Below are 16,739 nucleotides of genomic sequence, written 5' to 3'. Positions count from 1 at the left end.
CAAAATTACCATTTGGCAACGGGAGCTTGATCCGCGGGCTCTGCCACCGGGCAATCCGCAGCAAAAGCAATACCATGGAGAGGTGACTATTTCGGCCAGTGCAGCACTGCGGCCTCGCTGGTTGAGCCTTCGAAGCTTGGGCTTCCCCGCGGTCTATCTGGCCATCTTCTGGATGGCCGGAATTCTGACCAATTCGCTCCTTGACGGACCCTCGATCCCGGTTCTTCAACGTTATGCTCTGGATTTCAGCACGGAGGGCGGTCAACCCTGGACCTTGATCACCTCAAGCTTTTTCGCCACCGGTTTAGCTGACTACATATTAAGCAGTGTTCTGCTGTTTGCCGGTTTCGCCTTCGCTTGCCGCTTCGCCGGCATCTGGCGCAGCATTGTCGCTTTCCTGCTCGGCGCTGCACTCAGTTCCCTACTGCTCAACCTGGCCTTGGCTTGGGGCGTCTCAAACGAGACCGAATGGCTCGGTTATTTCGGGGGCAGCTATCAGGTCGGCTGCTATGCGGGACTCTGCGCTGCGGTGGGTATGACGACGGCCACGCTGGACGCGCTCTCACGGCGAAGGATCCGGCTCTTCCTGCTCGCCGTCAGCATTATGTTCATGCTCTATCTTGGCGTCGGGCAAAGCATTCTGGCCTTCTTCGGCACCCTGATCGGAATAGCCCTCGGTCCGGTGCTGTTCCGAAAACGTGCGGATCTGCACCCACGTCATTCGAGCCCGAGTGAAACCCGAGTGCTGCTGGCGACGGCGGTCGCCGTCTTCGCCGTCGGCCCATTGATCGCTCAGTTCACCGCTAACTTCTCAGCCGGCCCGCTTTCCCTGATGAATGAGCTGACCTTACAGCCCAGGTTTGACGGCGACGAAGTCAGTTCAGCCTGCAACGGACAGGCGACCTGCGAGACCTTGCAATCCATCGTCGGAGCGAGCAGCCCAGGCGCTGCGCTGCTGACCGTCATCCCGGTCCTGCTCTCCCTGATCTGCGCTGAGGGCCTGCGGCGGGGGCGCCGGCTACCCTTCTGGATCACCATCGGGATCCAGGGATATCTGGCCGCACTGTCCTTGCTGACAACGATGCTCTATCTGGTTGATCCAGTCAGCGACTACAACACGGATCTCTACAGTTTCCTCGCGGTGTATCTGGCCCCGATGGTGTTGACACCACTGCTGCTCATCTTGGCCCTGCTGCTGAACCGGCATGCCTTCCAAGCTCCCTCCAGCGCGCAAAGCGTACGCCAATTGGCGAAAATCGCACTAGCGCTTTCCACTACTCTCGTGGTGGTCTACGTCGTTGCGTGGTTCGCGGAGGACAATCTGGACACCGATGTGCCCAGCAGTCTGCTGGCCCAGTTGCCGCATCTGCTGATCCCCTTTCCGGGGCCTTTCGATAACAACCTCCCGCAGGGGCTGATCTGCACTCTGCTCTACACTTTCGGGGCTTCCGCCATCTGGCTCGTTTTGCTCTATTTACTGGTACGCGATTATTGGCGTTTCAGCGGTCAGAGCGCCGACCGAAACGAAGATCTCAAAAAAGCGTCTCAGTTGATCCGGAGGGGTGGCGGTTCGCTGTCTCATATGGCGCTATGGCAGGGCAATCACTATTGGTTCACCCCCGATCAGCAAGCCGGCATTGCCTACCAGGTGCACCACGGAGTCGCCCTGACGGTGGCAGGGCCTTTTGGTGAGCCGGGCTGGTACGCCGCAGCGGCCAAGGGATTCGCCGCGCAGAGCGTCGAATTAGGCCTGATCCCCTGTTTCTATTCGGCTCCGGCCGAATTAGGCCCGGGTATTGCAGAACTGGGATTCCGGCCGCTCGAAGTCGCCGAGGAAACACTCCTGGAGATCGCCTCGCAGAACTTTCGCGGCAAGGAGTGGCAAAACGTCCGTACCGCTCTGAATAAGGCACGAAAACTCGAGGTACGGGATATCTGGGGCAGTTATGGTTCATTCACTCCCGCGATCCGCCGTCAGATAGCCCAGCTGAGCGAGGAATGGGTGGCTGAAAAAGCGCTGCCGCAACTCGGGTTCACGCTGGGCGGATTGGACGAGATCAAAGACGATTCGGTGCTTTGCTGTGTGGCGGTGGACGACGTCGGCGCGGTTTTGGCGGTGACCAGCTGGCTTCCGGTCTACCGAGACCAGCAGATCGTCTCCTGGACCCTCGATTTCATGCGCCGCCATCCAGACTCCTTCAATGGCGTCATGGAGTACATGATCGCTTCCGCGGTGAAGCACTTCCAGAAGCAGGTGGATGAAATCTCGCTCTCCGGCACTCCGCTCGCCGGTGCTTTCGCTGAAGACAAGGAACGTACGGAGGACGCCATGTCGAGGCTATTGGCCTTTCTCGCCGCCGCGCTTGAACCCTTCTACGGTTTCCGATCTCTGGCGGCGTTCAAGGCGAGGTTCCAGCCGGTTCACCGCACCATGTATATGTATTATCAAGACCCACTGGCCTTGCCATCGATAGCCTTGGCGGTCACTGAAGCTTATTTGCCAGGACAGTCAGCCAGGCAGCGGACTCAAATGCTGCGGCAATTGCTCGCCAACTGATCTCATACCTGAGTCTGAGTGCCTCAACCCAAGATTCATTCTCCACGCTGAGGCGGCTGAGCGGCAGAAACGAGAGAGTGGAACTAAGACATTCACTCTTCGAAAGGCCGATCATGTTACAGGCAGCTAATACCGCCGATTCACTCGCAAAGCTCGCTAACCTCGGGGGCATCGCAGGGGTCGGCTTAGTCGCCCTGATCGGCCTCGCTCTGGCGGCCCTCATCGTCACTCTGATCGGTATGGCAGGCGTGCTCTCGCAGTATCAGAGCAAGAAGATCGCCGGACTGCCCGCGCTGCTCTGGTCTGTACTTGTCATTATGCTCCCCTTGCTAGGGACGGCGGCCTGGGCTCTGGGAACCCGTCGGCTGAATCGCCGGGCCGTTGAACAGATGACGGATGAGCAGCTTGAATCGGCGCGAGCAACCATAGCCCGGACAACTGTTGCGCAGATAACCGCCGTCCAGCCAGGCCCGAATCAGCCGATTCGTCCTCAGGCAGTTCATCCCCAGACGGCTTATCCTCAGACCGTCCGCGTCGTCTCGCAAGTGAATCAGCGCGCGTGGAACGATCGGGCCGCGACCGAGCGGCCAGCGTCTGCACCGGCCCGGCATTCGAGGGCTAAAGCAGGCTCATTGCTCACCGCAGGGCATTGAGATTTCCCCTCGTGACCATTAAAAAGGTGGTCCTGAGGAGCAGAAGCTCCTCAGGACCACCTCGAATGATCTGCGGTCAGCGGGCCCTCATACTGAATACCGCAATCAACAACAGTATTTAGCGGATGCCCGTGGACTCAGATCGAATTGCCCTTCAGGAAGGCTGAATTAGAGGATCTCGATGCCACGGATATGCGGCTGCCCGCTGGGCCAGGTGCGAGTGGTGAGGCGCGGAATGTAGACTACGGCGCCGTTGACGTCGTAGTAGTTGACATCGTTGTTGCCGGTGTCAATACGATCAGCCCACACATCGTTGGTCGGGTTATAGCTCTTGTTGGCGTAGCAGGAGTTGCCATGGATGCCAGAAGAGGTGTGCCAGTACAGCTCGACGAAGTAAGGATCAGTGCAGCCAACTTCGTTAGCTGAGGCGGTGGGAGCTGCTACGGCCGGAACAGCTACCAGCACGGAACCAGCAACAACAGACGCGACCAGCGTCTTACGTGCAACTTTCTTGAAATCAAACGCCATGATAAATTTCCTCCGAAGAATTTTAAAAATTTAGAACTCAGCGAATAACGGTGAGTTTAATGACTCATCTAAATAACCTTGGGAATTTTTCCTGCCACATGTGCCTGATCGATCCACCACGTAGAGCATATGAACGGATTGATTGAAGAGTCAACCAAAATTCAAAAAGTTTACGTTTTATTTATTTAAATAATTTGAGACTTCCATTTTTGATGATTCTTTCAGGATATTTTATGGTTGCTTCAAGGTTATTTTCACTATTTTTCGATGACGCAAGGCTTCTAAACCGACTTAGATCGGACGGGTCAGGTGAAATCCACACCCTCCCCCACCTTCCCTTCCCTGCTTCGCGCCCTTTATTTACAGGCTTTTTAAGGTCAGGAGAAGTCCCACGTCTTCTATGGACTCCGCAGGAGCTGGTCGAAGACGTAAAAATTTATTCACCACACTTAGCAACCTGAAAAAACCCTGAAAAAATCCACAAAATTCTCCTTCAATAAAAGAAATTTAGGTTGCTTTGGTGAAGCAACCTAAAAAATAGTGTCTGGCAGGGAAAGTAATCACTAGTAATAAGGGTCCAGCGGAGCCTAGAAAGACATCTCATGTCGCCACTTTTTCTGATTTCTCTCACTCAACGAGGTTGAACTCTCATATTTTCGTGTCCGCATAAAGCCGATCTCATGTTTGTAGAGGTTATGAGCATTGGATCTCATAGCCATGACCTGCCGCTGGGCAACGAGATCTTCCCGCCAGATCTTTCGACGATTCGAGGGGTTGTGAGTTGCTGCTGCCGGTCGTAGCCTGAAAAAGAGGCTCGAAGAACACAGCACAACCGGAAGGATTTCAGATGCCTCAGAAGAAAAATCCCACCCTGAAAGATCCCGAGCTCTACGAAGAACTCCGGGAAGACGGAGCGTCGAAACGGAAGGCGGCCCGCATTTCCAATGCGGCCGCTCAAGAAGGCCGGAGCGCTATTGGCCGCAAAGGCGGTAAGTCTGGCGACTATGAGGACTGGACGGTTCCCAGATTGCGGCAGCGAGCCAAGGAGATCGGTTTGAAGGGCTATTCCTCACAACGCAAATCAGAGTTGATCCACGCCTTGCGAAACTCCTGAGCTGGTTCAATTCAGTGGCTCGAGGCGGGAGGGCGCGTCCCTCCCCGGTGAAAACGGGGTTTCGATGGGCCAAGCCCATCCCTCCCCCATGAAATCGGCTTTCATTGGGCTCGGCTATCCCACACCATATGACGAAGGCCCGGGATCGTTTCCGATCCCGGGCCTTCTCTTTGCTCCTCCTGCTGGACTTGAACCAGCAACCCTTCGATTAACAGTCGAATGCTCTGCCAATTGAGCTAAGGAGGAATGAAGCAGATATAACTCTAACAAAGGATTTCGATGCTGTGAAATCGAGCCCTCAATCCGCCCGTAGTGCGCGCCTGCGGACCTCCAAATCCATCAGCTCGCGCTGCAACAGCTGGTAGTTCTCAGGGTCCGACGCCGGGTCCATTCGCTGCAGAGCTCCCAGCTTCTCTGCCTTCTGCCTGGTCAGTTCCATCTCAAAGAGGCTCCGCATCATGGACTGGCAGTAGCTCTTCAGGCTCTCCGGCGAACTCGCCGGAAGCGCGATCACGGTGAGCTCGGAAATCAACGGCAACAGCGGTTCAGGAGTCTCTTCGGTGACTCTTTGCAGCCACAAAGCAGCAGAAGTCGGTTGCTCCGGCACGCCGGCGGCGCGAATCGCGTCGTGCACCGCCCGATAGGCGGGCACCACGAAACTCACCGCCGCGAAATCCTGCCAGTCCGCAGCGCTCAGCGACGCCGGCTCCTGAAGCACCACTTCAAGCGCCTGGCGCTCCATCCGAGCCGCGGGATCACGGGGGTCCGGCCTGCTGTAGCTCGGTCCCGCCGTCGGCGGAGCCTCTGTGGTCTGCTGGATGGCGCCGCCGGAATTCGAAGTGGTCTGTTGCTGCGCCTGCCGATCGCGGTTCTTGGCCGCGGCATTGACCGCCCGCAGTACCTCGTTGGGGTCGGCGATCCCCAGCCAACCGGCCACCAACTGGCTGTAGCCCACCTTGGTTGAGTTGTCGCGAATATCAGCCAGAATGGGAGCCGCCGCACGGAGTCCGCGCACCCTGCCCTCCACGCTGCTCAGATCGAATTTATCCAGTTCGGTGCGGACCGCGAATTCAAAAAGCGGCTTCTTGAAGGAGATCAGATTCCGCACCGCCTCAGAGCCTCCCGATTGCCTCAGATCGCAAGGGTCCATCCCGCTGGGCTCCACCGCAACATAGGTCTGCGATAAGAAGCTCTGATCCAGGCTGAAGGCTTTCAGCGCGGCATTCTGCCCGGCTGCGTCGCCGTCGAAGGTGAAGATCACGCTGCCGCTGCCGTCGTCTGAAAGCAGTCGCCGCACCACCTTGACGTGATCCGCCCCGAAAGCCGTGCCACAGGTCGCCACCGCGGTCTCCACACCCGAGAGATGGCAGGCCATCACATCGGTGTAGCCCTCCACCACGACGAGCTGCTTGTCCTTGGCAATCGTCTTCTTGGCCAGATCGATGCCATAGAGCACCTGGGACTTCTTGTACAGCGTGGTCTCGGGGGTGTTCAGGTATTTCGGCCCCTGGTCCTCGTCGAAGAGCTTCCGCGCACCGAAACCGATGGTCTCCCCCGCAATATCCCGGATAGGCCAGATCAGCCGCCCCCGGAAGCGGTCGAACATTCGGGTTCCGGAACTCCCGGTGGAGAACATGCCGGTGAGTCGCAGTTCCTCTTCGGTGAACCCCCGACCTCGTAAATGCTTCAGCAGCGAATCCCAGCCCTGCGGGGCGAAGCCGACGCCGAAGTGTTCAGCTGCCGCCCGGTCAAAGCCCCGGCCGCTGAGGAATTGTCGGCCGGCGGCAGCACCGGGGCTGAGCAGCTGTTCACGGAAGAATTCAGCGGCGATCTTATGCGCATCCAGCAATCTCTGACGGCGCCCGATCTCTTCGCGGCGCGGGCCAGAGCCGCCGTCCTCATAGTGCAGCTCGAAGCCGATCCGGCCGGCCAGCTTCTCCACGGCTTCAGAGAAGCTCAGATGATCGACTTTCTGGATAAAGGAGATGACATCGCCACCCTCACCGCAGCCGAAGCAATGGTACTGCCCTACCTGGGGGCGGACGTTGAAAGAAGGGCTGCGTTCATCGTGGAAAGGACACAGGCCCTTCCAGGAGCCGATCCCCGCGCTCTTCAAGGTCACATAGCCTTCAACCACTTCTTTGATATCGGTGCGCGCACGGAGCTCCTCGATATCTTCGCGTTTGATCAGTCCGGCCACCCGATCAGTCTATGACAGCCCGCCGACGGCGCATGGTGCTTTCGCTCGCAGCCTACCGATGACAGCGGAGGCAGACTCGTTCAATCGGTTAGCGCGCCACCGTGAAAACGATGATCATCGCCACGATGACGGCGAGTACCGCCACACCGCCACCGATGCAGGCGAAGATCAAACCGAGACGGGTGTTCTGATCCATCTTCTTGGCCCAGCCCGAGGGAACCATTACCTCATCGACGAATTTCGACATCTCCCGGGTGTCCAGGGTGTACCCACCGATCAAATCGCCGTTCTGTTGCAGCCCTGCCTCGCGCACCGAGCTGATCTCCACCATGGTGCCTTTACTGGTGCTCTTGGCTAATTCGAAATGTGGCACAAAACCAACGGGGCTGACTCCGGCACGCCAGCTCACCTCTTTGAGCACCTGTTCCTTGGTGTAGCTCTGAGTCGCCTCATCGAGCAGCAAGTTGATGCTGTATTCCTTGTCCAGTTTGTTCTCGTAGAACAGGGTGAGCCAGTGCAGATCGGCGACGTTGAGATGGACCCGCAGTCCGCCCTCGATCGGCGTCACGGTATACGGAGTGCCCTGGGCGCGGGCTAGCAGCTGTTGATAAATCTGCTCTGCTGTCATCATCACACCAGTCTAAACAGACCGTTGCGATCCACCGGAACAGCGGATTTAGAGGAGCCGTGCGGTTAGCCCTGGGCCGTGAGCCTCTGATGCCAGGCCAAGGCCGACACATCGGTGAGCGAAGCCACCTGATCGATCACCACGCGGAGCCGCGCGGCGTCGTCCTGAGCTTCTCTCCAATCGGCGGCAAACATCGTTTCCAGATGCTGGTCCTCAGTGGCGGCCAGAGTGGTTACCAGCTCATGCAGGATTTCCTGCTGGCGCTGATAGATGGGCTGACGGCGGTCCGTGGTCATCACGAAGGTGGTGGCCAGCCCCTTCATCACCGCGATCTCCACCACGGTCTCCTGCGGCACCACGACATCGGCAGCGAATCTGGTGAGCGGCTGTGAACCGTAGATCGCCCGGGTGGTGTCCAGGGCGCTCTGACAGAACCTGCCGATCAGCTGGCTGGTCATGTTCTTCAGGGCACCCATCGCCGCGCGGGAACCATCGGCGTGGCGCACCCACACCGGGGTGGCTTCCAAGCGAGCCAAAGCGGCATCGATCTCCGCTGGCTCGGTATGCGGCAGGTACCACTGCTGGGTGTAACCGAGCACCCGGTCCCGATTGTCGGCCAGCGCCAGATCAGCGAGCTGGAAGCTGCCGGCCACAATGGCGTCCTCGACGTCGTGCACCGAGTAGGAGATGTCGTCCGCCAGATCCATCACCTGAGCCTCGATGCAGCTATGGCCTTCCGGCGCCCCTTGCCGCAACCAATTGAAGATCGGTTCGTCATCGGCATAGACGCCGAATTTGCTGGTTCGATGGCCGTGCACCATGGGCGCATCGGCGGCCAGCCAGGGGTATTTGCAGGCCGCGTCCAGACTCGCCCTGCTCAGATTCAGTCCCGCAGGAGTGCCGTCCGCGGCGAGCACCTTCGGTTCCAGCCGGGTGAGCAGCCGCAGGGTCTGGGCGTTGCCTTCGAAACCGCCGATCGAATGCGCCAGCTCATTGAGCGCGGCTTCACCGTTGTGACCGAACGGCGGATGCCCTAAATCATGCGCCAGGCAGGCGGTATCCACGACGTCGGGATCGCAACCCAGCACCCTGCCGAGTTCTCGGCCCACCTGGGCGACCTCCAGGGAGTGCGTCAGCCTGGTGCGCACGAAATCGTCGCTATCCGGGGCGACGACTTGAGTTTTGGCTCCCAGCCGACGCAGTGCGGAAGAGTGCAGAACACGAGCGCGGTCGCGTTCGAAGGGGCTCCGGTAGGACTTCTTGGCCGGTTCAGCCACCCAGCGTTCTGCATCCGCGGGGAGATATCCTGCTCCGGCCTGCTCAGCCCGTCTAGCCTGCTCAGCCACCCGAAACGTCCATTTCGGCGGCGGCGATACCGGCTCGCTGCTCCTGGTTCAGATCCTTGCTGTTCAGCCAGCCCTCGGGCAGCGCGGTGCGCTTGGGAGTACCGGCCCGGCCTCGCGGCCCCTCCGCATCGGCTCCGGGGTAGGGCGATTCCATATCGAGTTGATCGAGCAGTCCGCGGAGCACTTCGAGGGTGGGCACCGAGGCCAGTTTGGCGCGCAGCTCACCGCCCACCACATAGCCTTTGAAGTACCAGGCCATGTGCTTGCGGATATCGCGCAGCGCCTTGTTCTCCTCGCCGAAGGTCTCCACGAGCAGCTCCGCATGCCGGTATACGGTATCTGCCACCGCCTTGAGTCCGGGCCGGAAGCGTTGCGAGCTGCCTTCGAAGGCCGCCATCAGATCGCCGAAGAGCCATGGCCTGCCCTGGCAACCCCGACCGATCACGACGCCGTCCACGCCGGTTTCACGGACCATCCGGATGGCGTCTTCGGCGCTCCAGATATCGCCGTTGCCGAGCACCGGAATATCGGGCAGGGCTTCGCGCAGTCTGGCAATAGCGGACCAATCGGCGGTGCCCGAATAGAACTGGCTCGCGGTCCGGCCGTGCAGCGCCACCGCCGCAGCTCCGGCGTCGCGTGCAATCCGACCGGCTTCCAGGTAGGTCAGGTGATCGTCGTCGATTCCCTTGCGCATCTTCACGGTGAGCGGCAGACCGCCACGAGAAGCTTCGCGGACCGCGGTGCGAACGATCGCGCTGAAGAGTTCGGTCTTCCAAGGCAGCGCCGCACCGCCGCCGCGCCGGGTCACCTTGGCCACCGGGCAGCCGAAGTTCAGGTCGATATGGTCGGCCCGGTTCTCATCGACCAGCATCTTCACGGCTTGGCCGACGGTCACCGGATCCACGCCGTAGAGCTGCACCGATCGGACCTTCTCGTCCTCGTCGTGCGAGATGATCCGCAGGCTCTCCGGGGTGCGCTCCACCAGGGCCCGTGAAGTCACCATTTCGGCTACGTAAAGGCCGCCGCCGTACTCGCGGCACAGCCGGCGAAAAGCTGTGTTGGTGATACCGGCCATCGGCGCAAGCACCACCGGGGTGTCAACGGTGATGTTGCCCAAGTGCAAAGGGGGCAATTCCAAACGGTCCGTTGCAGCGGGGATATCAAGAACAGTCACAAAGATATTCTCTCAAATCCCGCAAAATCCACTATCGAGTGTGCAGGTCTGCACGTTATGAAGGCCTCATAAGATGTAGATCTGCACACTCAGTGCATGAAGGGAGTGCACCAAGAGTGGTGCACGAGGGCCCCACCGTGGCGACGAAGTCAGACACTGTGGGAGTGCACCAAGAGTGGTGCACGAGGGCCCCACCGTGGCGACGAAGTCAGACACTGTGGGAGTGCACCAATCTCTTAGAGGAGCCAGCCGTTTTCCTGGGCGTGATGTACCGCTTCGGCTCGGGTGCGGGCATTGGTCTTCCCCATGGCGCTGGAAAGGTAATTGCGCACCGTCCCTTCGGAAAGGAAAGTCACCCGGGCGATATCCGCTACGGTTCCACCCTCACTGGCCGCCCGCAGCACCTCGGTTTCGCGTTCGGTGAGCGGGCTCTCACCGCTGGTCAGAGTTTCCGCGGCGAGCGTGGGATCAACCACCCGAAGACCGGAATGCACCCGGCGCACAGCGTCGGCGAGTTGTTGGGCAGGAGTGTCCTTCACCACGAAGCCGCTGGCTCCAGCCTGCATCGCGCGACGCAGATATCCTGGCCTGCCAAAGGTGGTGACCATCAGCACCTTGCAGGCCGGGAGTTCCCTTTTCAGCTCCGCAGCAGCGGCGATACCGTCCAGTCCGGGCATTTCGACGTCGAGCAGCGCCACCTCGGCCTCGCTTTCTAAGGCTGCTTGGAGCACCTCATCGCCGCGACCCACCTCGGCGACCACTTCGATATCGCTCTCCAGACCGAGTAATGCTGCGAGCGCGCCGCGCACCAGGGCCTGGTCATCAGCAATCAGCAACCGGATCATGGGATCAATCTATCGAATCGGCGCTGAGCGAGGCTTAACTCAGCGCTCACAGGTCAATCCTGAGCCGAAACCCGCCGTGCTCCCCTAGTCCCGAGCGCCCCATTGACAAAGAGGCTTGCTGTGCCTCGACCCGTTCCCGTAATCCGCTGAGGCCGTTCGCGGTCTGCGTGGCGCTGGGCTGCGAAAGGCCCACGCCGTCGTCGTCAATCTGAATGAAACTGTCGCTCATCGTGACGATCGCACGATTCGCGGAGGAGTGCCGGACGATATTCGTCACCCCTTCACGCAATGCCCAGCCGAAGAGTTCACGGTATTTCGCTGGCACTTCGTCGGCAGCGCCCGGCAATTCAGCCTCGATCCCCACCGCCGTCAGAGCAGCTCGGGCGTTTGCCAGTTCGGAGAGAATATTGACGCTACGGTAGCCCCCGACAGTGGCCCGCACGTCGACGAGTGCGCCTCTAGCCAGCTCTTCGACATCATGGATCTCGGCGGCGGCGCGCTCCGGGGCAGCTTCGAGCAACTTCCCAGCGAGTTCGGCTTTCACCGCGATCACCGTCAGCGAGTGGCCAAGAATATCGTGCATATCCCGGGCCACCCGGTTCCGCTCCTCTTTGACCGCGACATCGGCTAACTCCTGCTGAGTGGTCCGCAGTATTCGCAGGGCTTGAATCTGCCGGGAGAAAGCCATCATCATCGCCCCAATAGATCCGGCCACCGCGGCCATCGACAGCGCGTCTTCGAAGGAGGTCCCCATCACGAGTTGCGAGATCACGATCAGCACGACGATGGAAATCAGGATCCAGATCGTATTGCGCCCTCGATACTGCTGCATCGCGGCGCAGACGGTGATGAAAGTGGCGAACCAGCCGCCCGAGGGCCCGGAGAAGATCAAGGAGACTCCGCCGAGCACCAGCAGAACTGCCAGGGCTGCTACCTTGAAGGTTTCGCTCCGCCCCCAGCTGAGCGGCGGAATGACCATGAAGCCGATGAGCATCAGCGCGCTGATCAGCAGATAGCCGAAGGTCTCGCCGCCCGCCCTGTGCTGGTTGAACAGCGAAGGCGCGCTGTTCAACCCCCAGACCAACACTGCGATCCCGGCCCCGGTGTACCAGCGCCGCGGACCGGCAGAGGTCAGCAATTCGCGTGGACTGAGCGCCTGCCGGACGTCCTGCGCCATCCAGCTGACCCGGTTCTTCAGATGGCTGAACTCGCTGTCGAGGTCGTTGACCTTGTGCTGGGCGGCTGCTGGCTGATCGGACACAGGGCTACCTTACGTCAGACCCGTTTGGTATCGCGCCGAAAGGCCAGTGCCGCTCCCACCGTGAAGATCGCCAGCCAAAGCGCGACGTTCGCCAGTGAGAGCCAGTTGAAGTCGGCTCCGGTCAGCGGAGCGCGGGCGATCTCCCCGATGCCGTAGGTCGGCGTCCAGACTCCGACCTGCTTCATCCAGCCGTCGAGCGGGAAGAACAGTCCGCCGAAAAGCGCCAGGAAAGCGATCGCCGGGCCCATGAACTGCATGACGTTCTCGCTCGGCACAAGGTAGCCCACCAGTAGTCCCAAGGCGGTGAACACCAGGGAGCCCAGCAGGGCCGCGAGCGCCCCGATCACCCAGATATGCGGTGCCATCCGGACGCCGATGGCGTAGCCCGCAATGTAGACAGCGACGATGGCGATCGCCCCCAGTACCAGGGCTCCGACGATCTTCACCGCAATATTCGCCACCGGGCTGAGCGGGGTGAGCCGTAACTGCCTGCTCCAGCCCATCGACCGTTCGATAGCCACCGCGCCACCGGCGGAAGTGGCGGTGATCATGCAACCGTAGACCGCCATCGAGAGCATGATGTAGGAAGCCACGGACTGACCACCCGCGCTGATCGGATGGCTGGGGTCCAAGGGGGTGTCCTTGACCTGCAGGCCGATGATCAGGAACATCGCCACTGGCAAGATCATCGCGAACACGACGTTGCGGCGATTGCGCAAACGCCTTTTCATCTCAATGCCGAGCAGGGTGAGGTTGAAGCCGCCCAGCGGGGGGACGCGACGCTCCGTAGAAATGCTTTCGGGAATACTGCTGACTGCGCTCATGACTGCTCCTTAAATCTGGGCTGAAGTTATTTGCTGACGGCCGAAACCGGCTCGTCGGAGGTCAAGGCCAGGAAGGCGTCTTCCAAATTGTGGGAAGTGATCTCCAGGTCTTTCGCGTCGGTGTGGTTGAGCAGATACCGGGCGACGGCGTCGGAATCCTTGGTCTGCACGGTGACCGCGCCGGCGCGCAGTTCGACGTGGTCGACGCCGGGCATCGCCGCGAGCGCCGTCTGATGCAGGTTCGACGCCGTGGCCCGCACCGTGCGGCCCGAGGCGAGGGCTTTGATCTCAGCGCTGGTGCCATCGGCAACGATCTTGCCCCTGCGCACCAGGATGATCCGATCGGCATAGGCGTCCGCCTCATCGAGATAGTGCGTTGCGAAGATCACGGTGCGACCGCGCCGGGCGTCGGTGTGGATCGCGTTCCAGAACTCTCGACGGCCTTCGACGTCCATCCCGGTGGTCGGTTCGTCGAGGATGAGCAGTCCCGGATCGGAGACCAGGGCCATCGCGAAGCGCAGTCGCTGCTGCTGACCGCCCGAGCACTTGAAGACCATCCGATCAGCGATTTCCTTAATACCCGCCCGCTCCAGGCACTCGTCAACCGGACGGGCTTCGGCGAACAGCGAGGCGGTGAGCGCCACGGTCTCCCGCACCGTCAGGTCCTTGAGCAGCCCGCCGGTCTGCATCACCGCAGAGACCTGGCCGTGCGCGATCGCTTGACGTGGGTTCTTGCCGTAGACGATGATGCTGCCGTGATCGGGTTTCGACAGCCCGAGGAGCATGTCGATGGTCGTGGTCTTACCTGCGCCGTTGGGGCCCAGGAAGGCGACGATCTCCCCCGGTCGGATGCGCAGGTCGATGCCGTCGACGGCTTTGACCTTGCCATAGGACTTCTGCAGCCCCTCGGCATCCACAGCATAGTGGATCCGCTGGTCGCTTTCTGTGTTGTTTCGTGCTGTTCCTGCTAGTTGGCTCATGGTCGGTCCTTTCAGCGAGGCCTGCTGGCCGCGGGGATTCGGGAGAGGGTGGAGAAGCGCTGGGCCGCGAGAGCGACCGCGAGATAGAGCAGGATGCCGGTGGTCCCCAGAGTCTCGGCTGCAGCGGCTTGACTCGGTGGCGACATCCGGACACCCAGCCAGTCGATACCCAGATGAATCGCGATGCCGACAATCCACAGCAGCACGGTCACCCAGTTCCCCTGGCGCATCAGCGTGCCGTCCTCGGCTCGCCAGAGATGCACCAGGCGCCCGCGTAACCAGCCAAAAGCGGCACCGGTCAGCAGACCGATCAGCAAGGCGGTATACCCAGCAGCGGAGATATCCGCCTTGCCCGCCAGCTGGACGATCTGGACCAAGCCCAGCACGCCAAGGATGAGCATCAGGCTGTAAGGACGGCGTTCACGGATCGGCTTGGGCTGAAGCTGCCGGTAGAGGATCCAGCAGAGCACTGCTGCCGCTAGCAAGAAGTTCAGAACGATCTGCGGGGACATTGATAGCCTCTTTCTGCGGCACCCCTCTGGTGCCTTCCCTAACATCATCTGCCGTTGGCCGCCGAATGATCGCAAACGGCTGTCATCGACTCCGGATGACATCTGTCATATCGCGATGCCGCTGGACTGTCAGAACCCTGCACTGTCAGAACGCTGGGACACGTCAGAGCCCTGGGACATACTGGGAAGATGCTGACTGAACGACTGAGCTTGTCACCGCTAGGACCGGCAGACCTGGAAGAAGCCCATCAGGTGTACACAGACCCGGGAACTTGGCAGCATTTGCCGTCGGGGCGGCACACTGAACTCGCCCAAACTGAGCAGCTGCTGGCGCGCTCTGCGGAGAACTGGGAGAAGTACCACGCCGGTTTATGGGCGGTCAGGCTGCGCAAGCCGATCAATGACCTGGCTGCGGGCAGCTTCATCGGCAACGGCGGAATCGTCAGGACAGTCGGTGACGCCTGGAACCTGGGCTACCGGCTCACTCCGGCAAGCTGGGGTGCAGGCCTGGCCACTGAGCTTTCACGTGCGGCCCTGGAACTAGCAGCAGACGCCGCGCCGCAACACGCCGTCACCGCGAGGGTTCTGGAGAACAATCCCGCTTCGATCGCGGTGCTGGAGAAAATCGGTCTGAGATTGTGCTGGATGAAAAGTGCCGCAGCGGATCAGCCGGGGCGAACAGCTGGTGCGACATTGCCTACCGAGACCACCGAACTGCCCCGCCGAATCTATGCTGATCGAGAGTTGAGCGAGGAATTACTCACCGGGCTGATCGCCCTTGGTTAGACTCCTCCGAGTTACCAGGGCCTGATCGGTGGACGCCAGACTCGTGATGATCGGCTCAATGGCGGCCGGGGCCACTTGACCTCTTGAACCACTCGCCTTAACCACCAGCACTGCCACCGCCGTCGTGACCGGGATGGCCAGCACCAGGCCGATGGAACCCACCAGCGTCCGAACGATTTCCTCAGCCAGTTCCGCACTCGTCAGAGCCTCGAAGATCGGCAAATGGTACAAGGAGACCATGATCAGCACGGGAAGCGCGCTGCCCGCATAGGCAAAGGCGATGGTGTACACGGTGGAGGCGATATGGTCCCGGCCAATGCGCATCGCTGAAGAGAAGAGTTTCCGGGCGGAGGATTCCGGCGCCAGTTCGTACAGTTCCCAGACCGCCGAGGACTGGGTGATCGTCACGTCGTTGAGCACCCCCAGACCGGCGATGATCAGACCACAGGTGATCATTCCGGAAAGCGAGAGCTGCCCGGCCACGGTTTGCAGTTGATAGGCATTGTGGTCGCTCGAACCGGTGAGATGCGTGAAGCCGGTGGCCCAAGCCGCAATTCCCGCCGTCATAGCGAGACCGAAAAGCGTACCGATCAACGCTGTTGAAGTGCGTGCCGAGAGCCCGTGGGAGAAATAGAGCACACCGAACATGATCACCGTCGAACCGACTACCGCTAAGAGCAGGGCGGGTTTGCCCTCCACCAAGCCGGGCAGGATGAAGAAGGCCAGCACCAGGTAGGCCGCTATCAGACCAAGCAGCGCGCGCAGACCCCTCCAGCGAGCCACCGCAATCACCACCACGGCGTAGATCAAGGCGAGCAGCACCATCGGCACACCGCGCACGAAGTCCATGAAGACGTAGGCCGGACCATTCTGGTTCGGCCCCAGCTTGGAGAGATTGACGTAACGGAGGGTGTCCCCGGCATTGACGCCCGGAGATTTGGCGATCTCCGGACTGATCAAGACCGGCACCGGGTTCCCGCCAGCATCGGGTTGGGTGTAGGCGATCAGACAGCTGCTCGGGCTGGTGGCATTCCCAGGGCAACTCTCCTGCGCGGTGCGCTGCACCTTCCCGGTGTCGATGCTCGCCCCGGGCGCCGCCGCATAGGGACTACTCAATTGCACATCGGCCGCTTTACCGCTGGGCCAGAGCACGATCATCAGCACGATCGCAGCCACGCCGATAGGCACCAAGATCGCACCCAGCACCAGGCCAGCACGACGTTTCGCCTTGCGACCCATCCGGCTCAACGCGGGCTCCGAACCAGTGATGTTCAGATGCGAGTGTCCATGTGTCATGACCATAACCTCCTGTGACCCCGTCTCAGCCGAAG

The 16,739-nt window shown here is 60.6% G+C and carries 15 protein-coding genes and 1 tRNA gene; 4 read left to right on the top strand and 12 right to left on the bottom strand.

The window, feature by feature from the left end:
* Window positions 1-82: 82 nt before the first annotated feature.
* Both ABDK06_RS13805 and ABDK06_RS13800 read left to right on the top strand, forming a co-directional pair.
* Window positions 83-2,557 carry a bifunctional lysylphosphatidylglycerol flippase/synthetase MprF gene (locus ABDK06_RS13805; RefSeq protein ID WP_394942029.1) on the top strand — a complete coding sequence of 825 codons (2,475 nt, stop codon included), beginning with the start codon at window positions 83-85 and terminating at the stop codon, window positions 2,555-2,557.
* Between the two features lie 113 nt (window positions 2,558-2,670).
* Complete coding sequence (locus ABDK06_RS13800) at window positions 2,671-3,210, top strand: hypothetical protein (RefSeq protein ID WP_394942027.1); 540 nt, start codon at window positions 2,671-2,673, stop codon at window positions 3,208-3,210.
* A 168-nt stretch (window positions 3,211-3,378) separates the two neighbouring features.
* Here the strand turns inward: ABDK06_RS13800 and ABDK06_RS13795 are convergent, their stop codons facing one another.
* Window positions 3,379-3,738, bottom strand: coding sequence for a beta/gamma crystallin domain-containing protein (locus ABDK06_RS13795; RefSeq protein WP_394942025.1), 360 nt, complete (start codon window positions 3,736-3,738; stop codon window positions 3,379-3,381).
* Between the two features lie 847 nt (window positions 3,739-4,585).
* On the opposite strand from ABDK06_RS13795, the gene ABDK06_RS13790 reads away from it, so the two are divergent.
* Window positions 4,586-4,852 (top strand): DUF7218 family protein, encoded by a 267-nt coding sequence (locus ABDK06_RS13790; RefSeq protein ID WP_394942023.1) that lies wholly within the window; start codon window positions 4,586-4,588, stop codon window positions 4,850-4,852.
* Window positions 4,853-5,025: 173 nt separating this feature from the next.
* Here the strand turns inward: ABDK06_RS13790 and ABDK06_RS13785 are convergent.
* From ABDK06_RS13785 to ABDK06_RS13740, 10 genes are all read right to left on the bottom strand, one after another.
* Window positions 5,026-5,098, bottom strand: a tRNA-Asn gene (locus tag ABDK06_RS13785).
* Between the two features lie 52 nt (window positions 5,099-5,150).
* A complete protein-coding gene (gene dnaG, locus ABDK06_RS13780) occupies window positions 5,151-7,052 on the bottom strand; it encodes a DNA primase (protein ID WP_394942021.1) in 1,902 nt (633 codons plus the stop codon).
* 88 nt (window positions 7,053-7,140) lie between these two features.
* On the bottom strand, window positions 7,141-7,683 hold the full coding sequence (locus tag ABDK06_RS13775) for a hypothetical protein (protein WP_394942018.1): 543 nt from the start codon (window positions 7,681-7,683) through the stop codon (window positions 7,141-7,143).
* A 62-nt stretch (window positions 7,684-7,745) separates the two neighbouring features.
* The gene (locus ABDK06_RS13770) at window positions 7,746-9,026 is read right to left on the bottom strand and encodes a deoxyguanosinetriphosphate triphosphohydrolase (protein WP_394942016.1); all 1,281 of its coding nucleotides are present in this window, start codon (window positions 9,024-9,026) and stop codon (window positions 7,746-7,748) included.
* Window positions 9,019-10,200, bottom strand: coding sequence for a tRNA dihydrouridine synthase DusB (gene dusB / locus ABDK06_RS13765; protein ID WP_394942014.1), 1,182 nt, complete (start codon window positions 10,198-10,200; stop codon window positions 9,019-9,021). Before dusB ends, ABDK06_RS13770 begins: the two co-directional genes overlap by 8 nt.
* 236 nt (window positions 10,201-10,436) lie before the next feature.
* Window positions 10,437-11,045 (bottom strand): response regulator transcription factor, encoded by a 609-nt coding sequence (locus ABDK06_RS13760; RefSeq protein ID WP_394942012.1) that lies wholly within the window; start codon window positions 11,043-11,045, stop codon window positions 10,437-10,439.
* Window positions 11,046-11,091: 46 nt separating this feature from the next.
* On the bottom strand, window positions 11,092-12,306 hold the full coding sequence (locus tag ABDK06_RS13755; protein ID WP_394942010.1) for a sensor histidine kinase: 1,215 nt from the start codon (window positions 12,304-12,306) through the stop codon (window positions 11,092-11,094).
* 14 nt (window positions 12,307-12,320) lie between these two features.
* The gene (locus ABDK06_RS13750; protein WP_394942008.1) at window positions 12,321-13,130 is read right to left on the bottom strand and encodes an ABC transporter permease; all 810 of its coding nucleotides are present in this window, start codon (window positions 13,128-13,130) and stop codon (window positions 12,321-12,323) included.
* Window positions 13,131-13,156: 26 nt separating this feature from the next.
* A complete protein-coding gene (locus tag ABDK06_RS13745; protein ID WP_394942006.1) occupies window positions 13,157-14,110 on the bottom strand; it encodes an ABC transporter ATP-binding protein in 954 nt (317 codons plus the stop codon).
* Window positions 14,111-14,121: 11 nt separating this feature from the next.
* Window positions 14,122-14,622: a hypothetical protein gene (locus ABDK06_RS13740; RefSeq protein ID WP_394942004.1), complete on the bottom strand. Its 501-nt coding sequence runs from the start codon at window positions 14,620-14,622 to the stop codon at window positions 14,122-14,124.
* A gap of 189 nt (window positions 14,623-14,811) precedes the next feature.
* On the opposite strand from ABDK06_RS13740, the gene ABDK06_RS13735 reads away from it, so the two are divergent.
* Window positions 14,812-15,408: a GNAT family N-acetyltransferase gene (locus tag ABDK06_RS13735; protein ID WP_394942002.1), complete on the top strand. Its 597-nt coding sequence runs from the start codon at window positions 14,812-14,814 to the stop codon at window positions 15,406-15,408.
* On the opposite strand, the gene ABDK06_RS13730 is transcribed toward ABDK06_RS13735, so the two are convergent.
* Window positions 15,379-16,704: a YibE/F family protein gene (locus ABDK06_RS13730; protein WP_394942000.1), complete on the bottom strand. Its 1,326-nt coding sequence runs from the start codon at window positions 16,702-16,704 to the stop codon at window positions 15,379-15,381. The two genes, ABDK06_RS13735 and ABDK06_RS13730, sit on opposite strands and share 30 nt — an antisense overlap.
* Window positions 16,705-16,739: the final 35 nt, after the last annotated feature.

Origin of the sequence: Psychromicrobium ferritrahens (assembly GCF_043789415.1) — a bacterium.
GTDB lineage: Bacteria > Actinomycetota > Actinomycetes > Actinomycetales > Micrococcaceae > Renibacterium.
This window is presented reverse-complemented; position numbering and strand designations above follow the sequence as displayed.

Bases quoted from the DNA above. Each gene is read 5' to 3' on its own strand.
- ABDK06_RS13800 (WP_394942027.1), top strand. From the start codon at position 2,671: ATGTTACAGGCAGCTAATACCGCCGATTCACTCGCAAAGCTCGCTAAC.
- ABDK06_RS13795 (WP_394942025.1), bottom strand. From the start codon at position 3,738: ATGGCGTTTGATTTCAAGAAAGTTGCACGTAAGACGCTGGTCGCGTCT.
- ABDK06_RS13790 (WP_394942023.1), top strand. From the start codon at position 4,586: ATGCCTCAGAAGAAAAATCCCACCCTGAAAGATCCCGAGCTCTACGAA.
- ABDK06_RS13775 (WP_394942018.1), bottom strand. From the start codon at position 7,683: ATGATGACAGCAGAGCAGATTTATCAACAGCTGCTAGCCCGCGCCCAG.
- ABDK06_RS13760 (WP_394942012.1), bottom strand. From the start codon at position 11,045: ATGATCCGGTTGCTGATTGCTGATGACCAGGCCCTGGTGCGCGGCGCG.
- ABDK06_RS13750 (WP_394942008.1), bottom strand. From the start codon at position 13,130: ATGAGCGCAGTCAGCAGTATTCCCGAAAGCATTTCTACGGAGCGTCGC.
- ABDK06_RS13745 (WP_394942006.1), bottom strand. From the start codon at position 14,110: ATGAGCCAACTAGCAGGAACAGCACGAAACAACACAGAAAGCGACCAG.
- ABDK06_RS13740 (WP_394942004.1), bottom strand. From the start codon at position 14,622: ATGTCCCCGCAGATCGTTCTGAACTTCTTGCTAGCGGCAGCAGTGCTC.
- ABDK06_RS13735 (WP_394942002.1), top strand. From the start codon at position 14,812: ATGCTGACTGAACGACTGAGCTTGTCACCGCTAGGACCGGCAGACCTG.
- ABDK06_RS13730 (WP_394942000.1), bottom strand. From the start codon at position 16,704: ATGACACATGGACACTCGCATCTGAACATCACTGGTTCGGAGCCCGCG.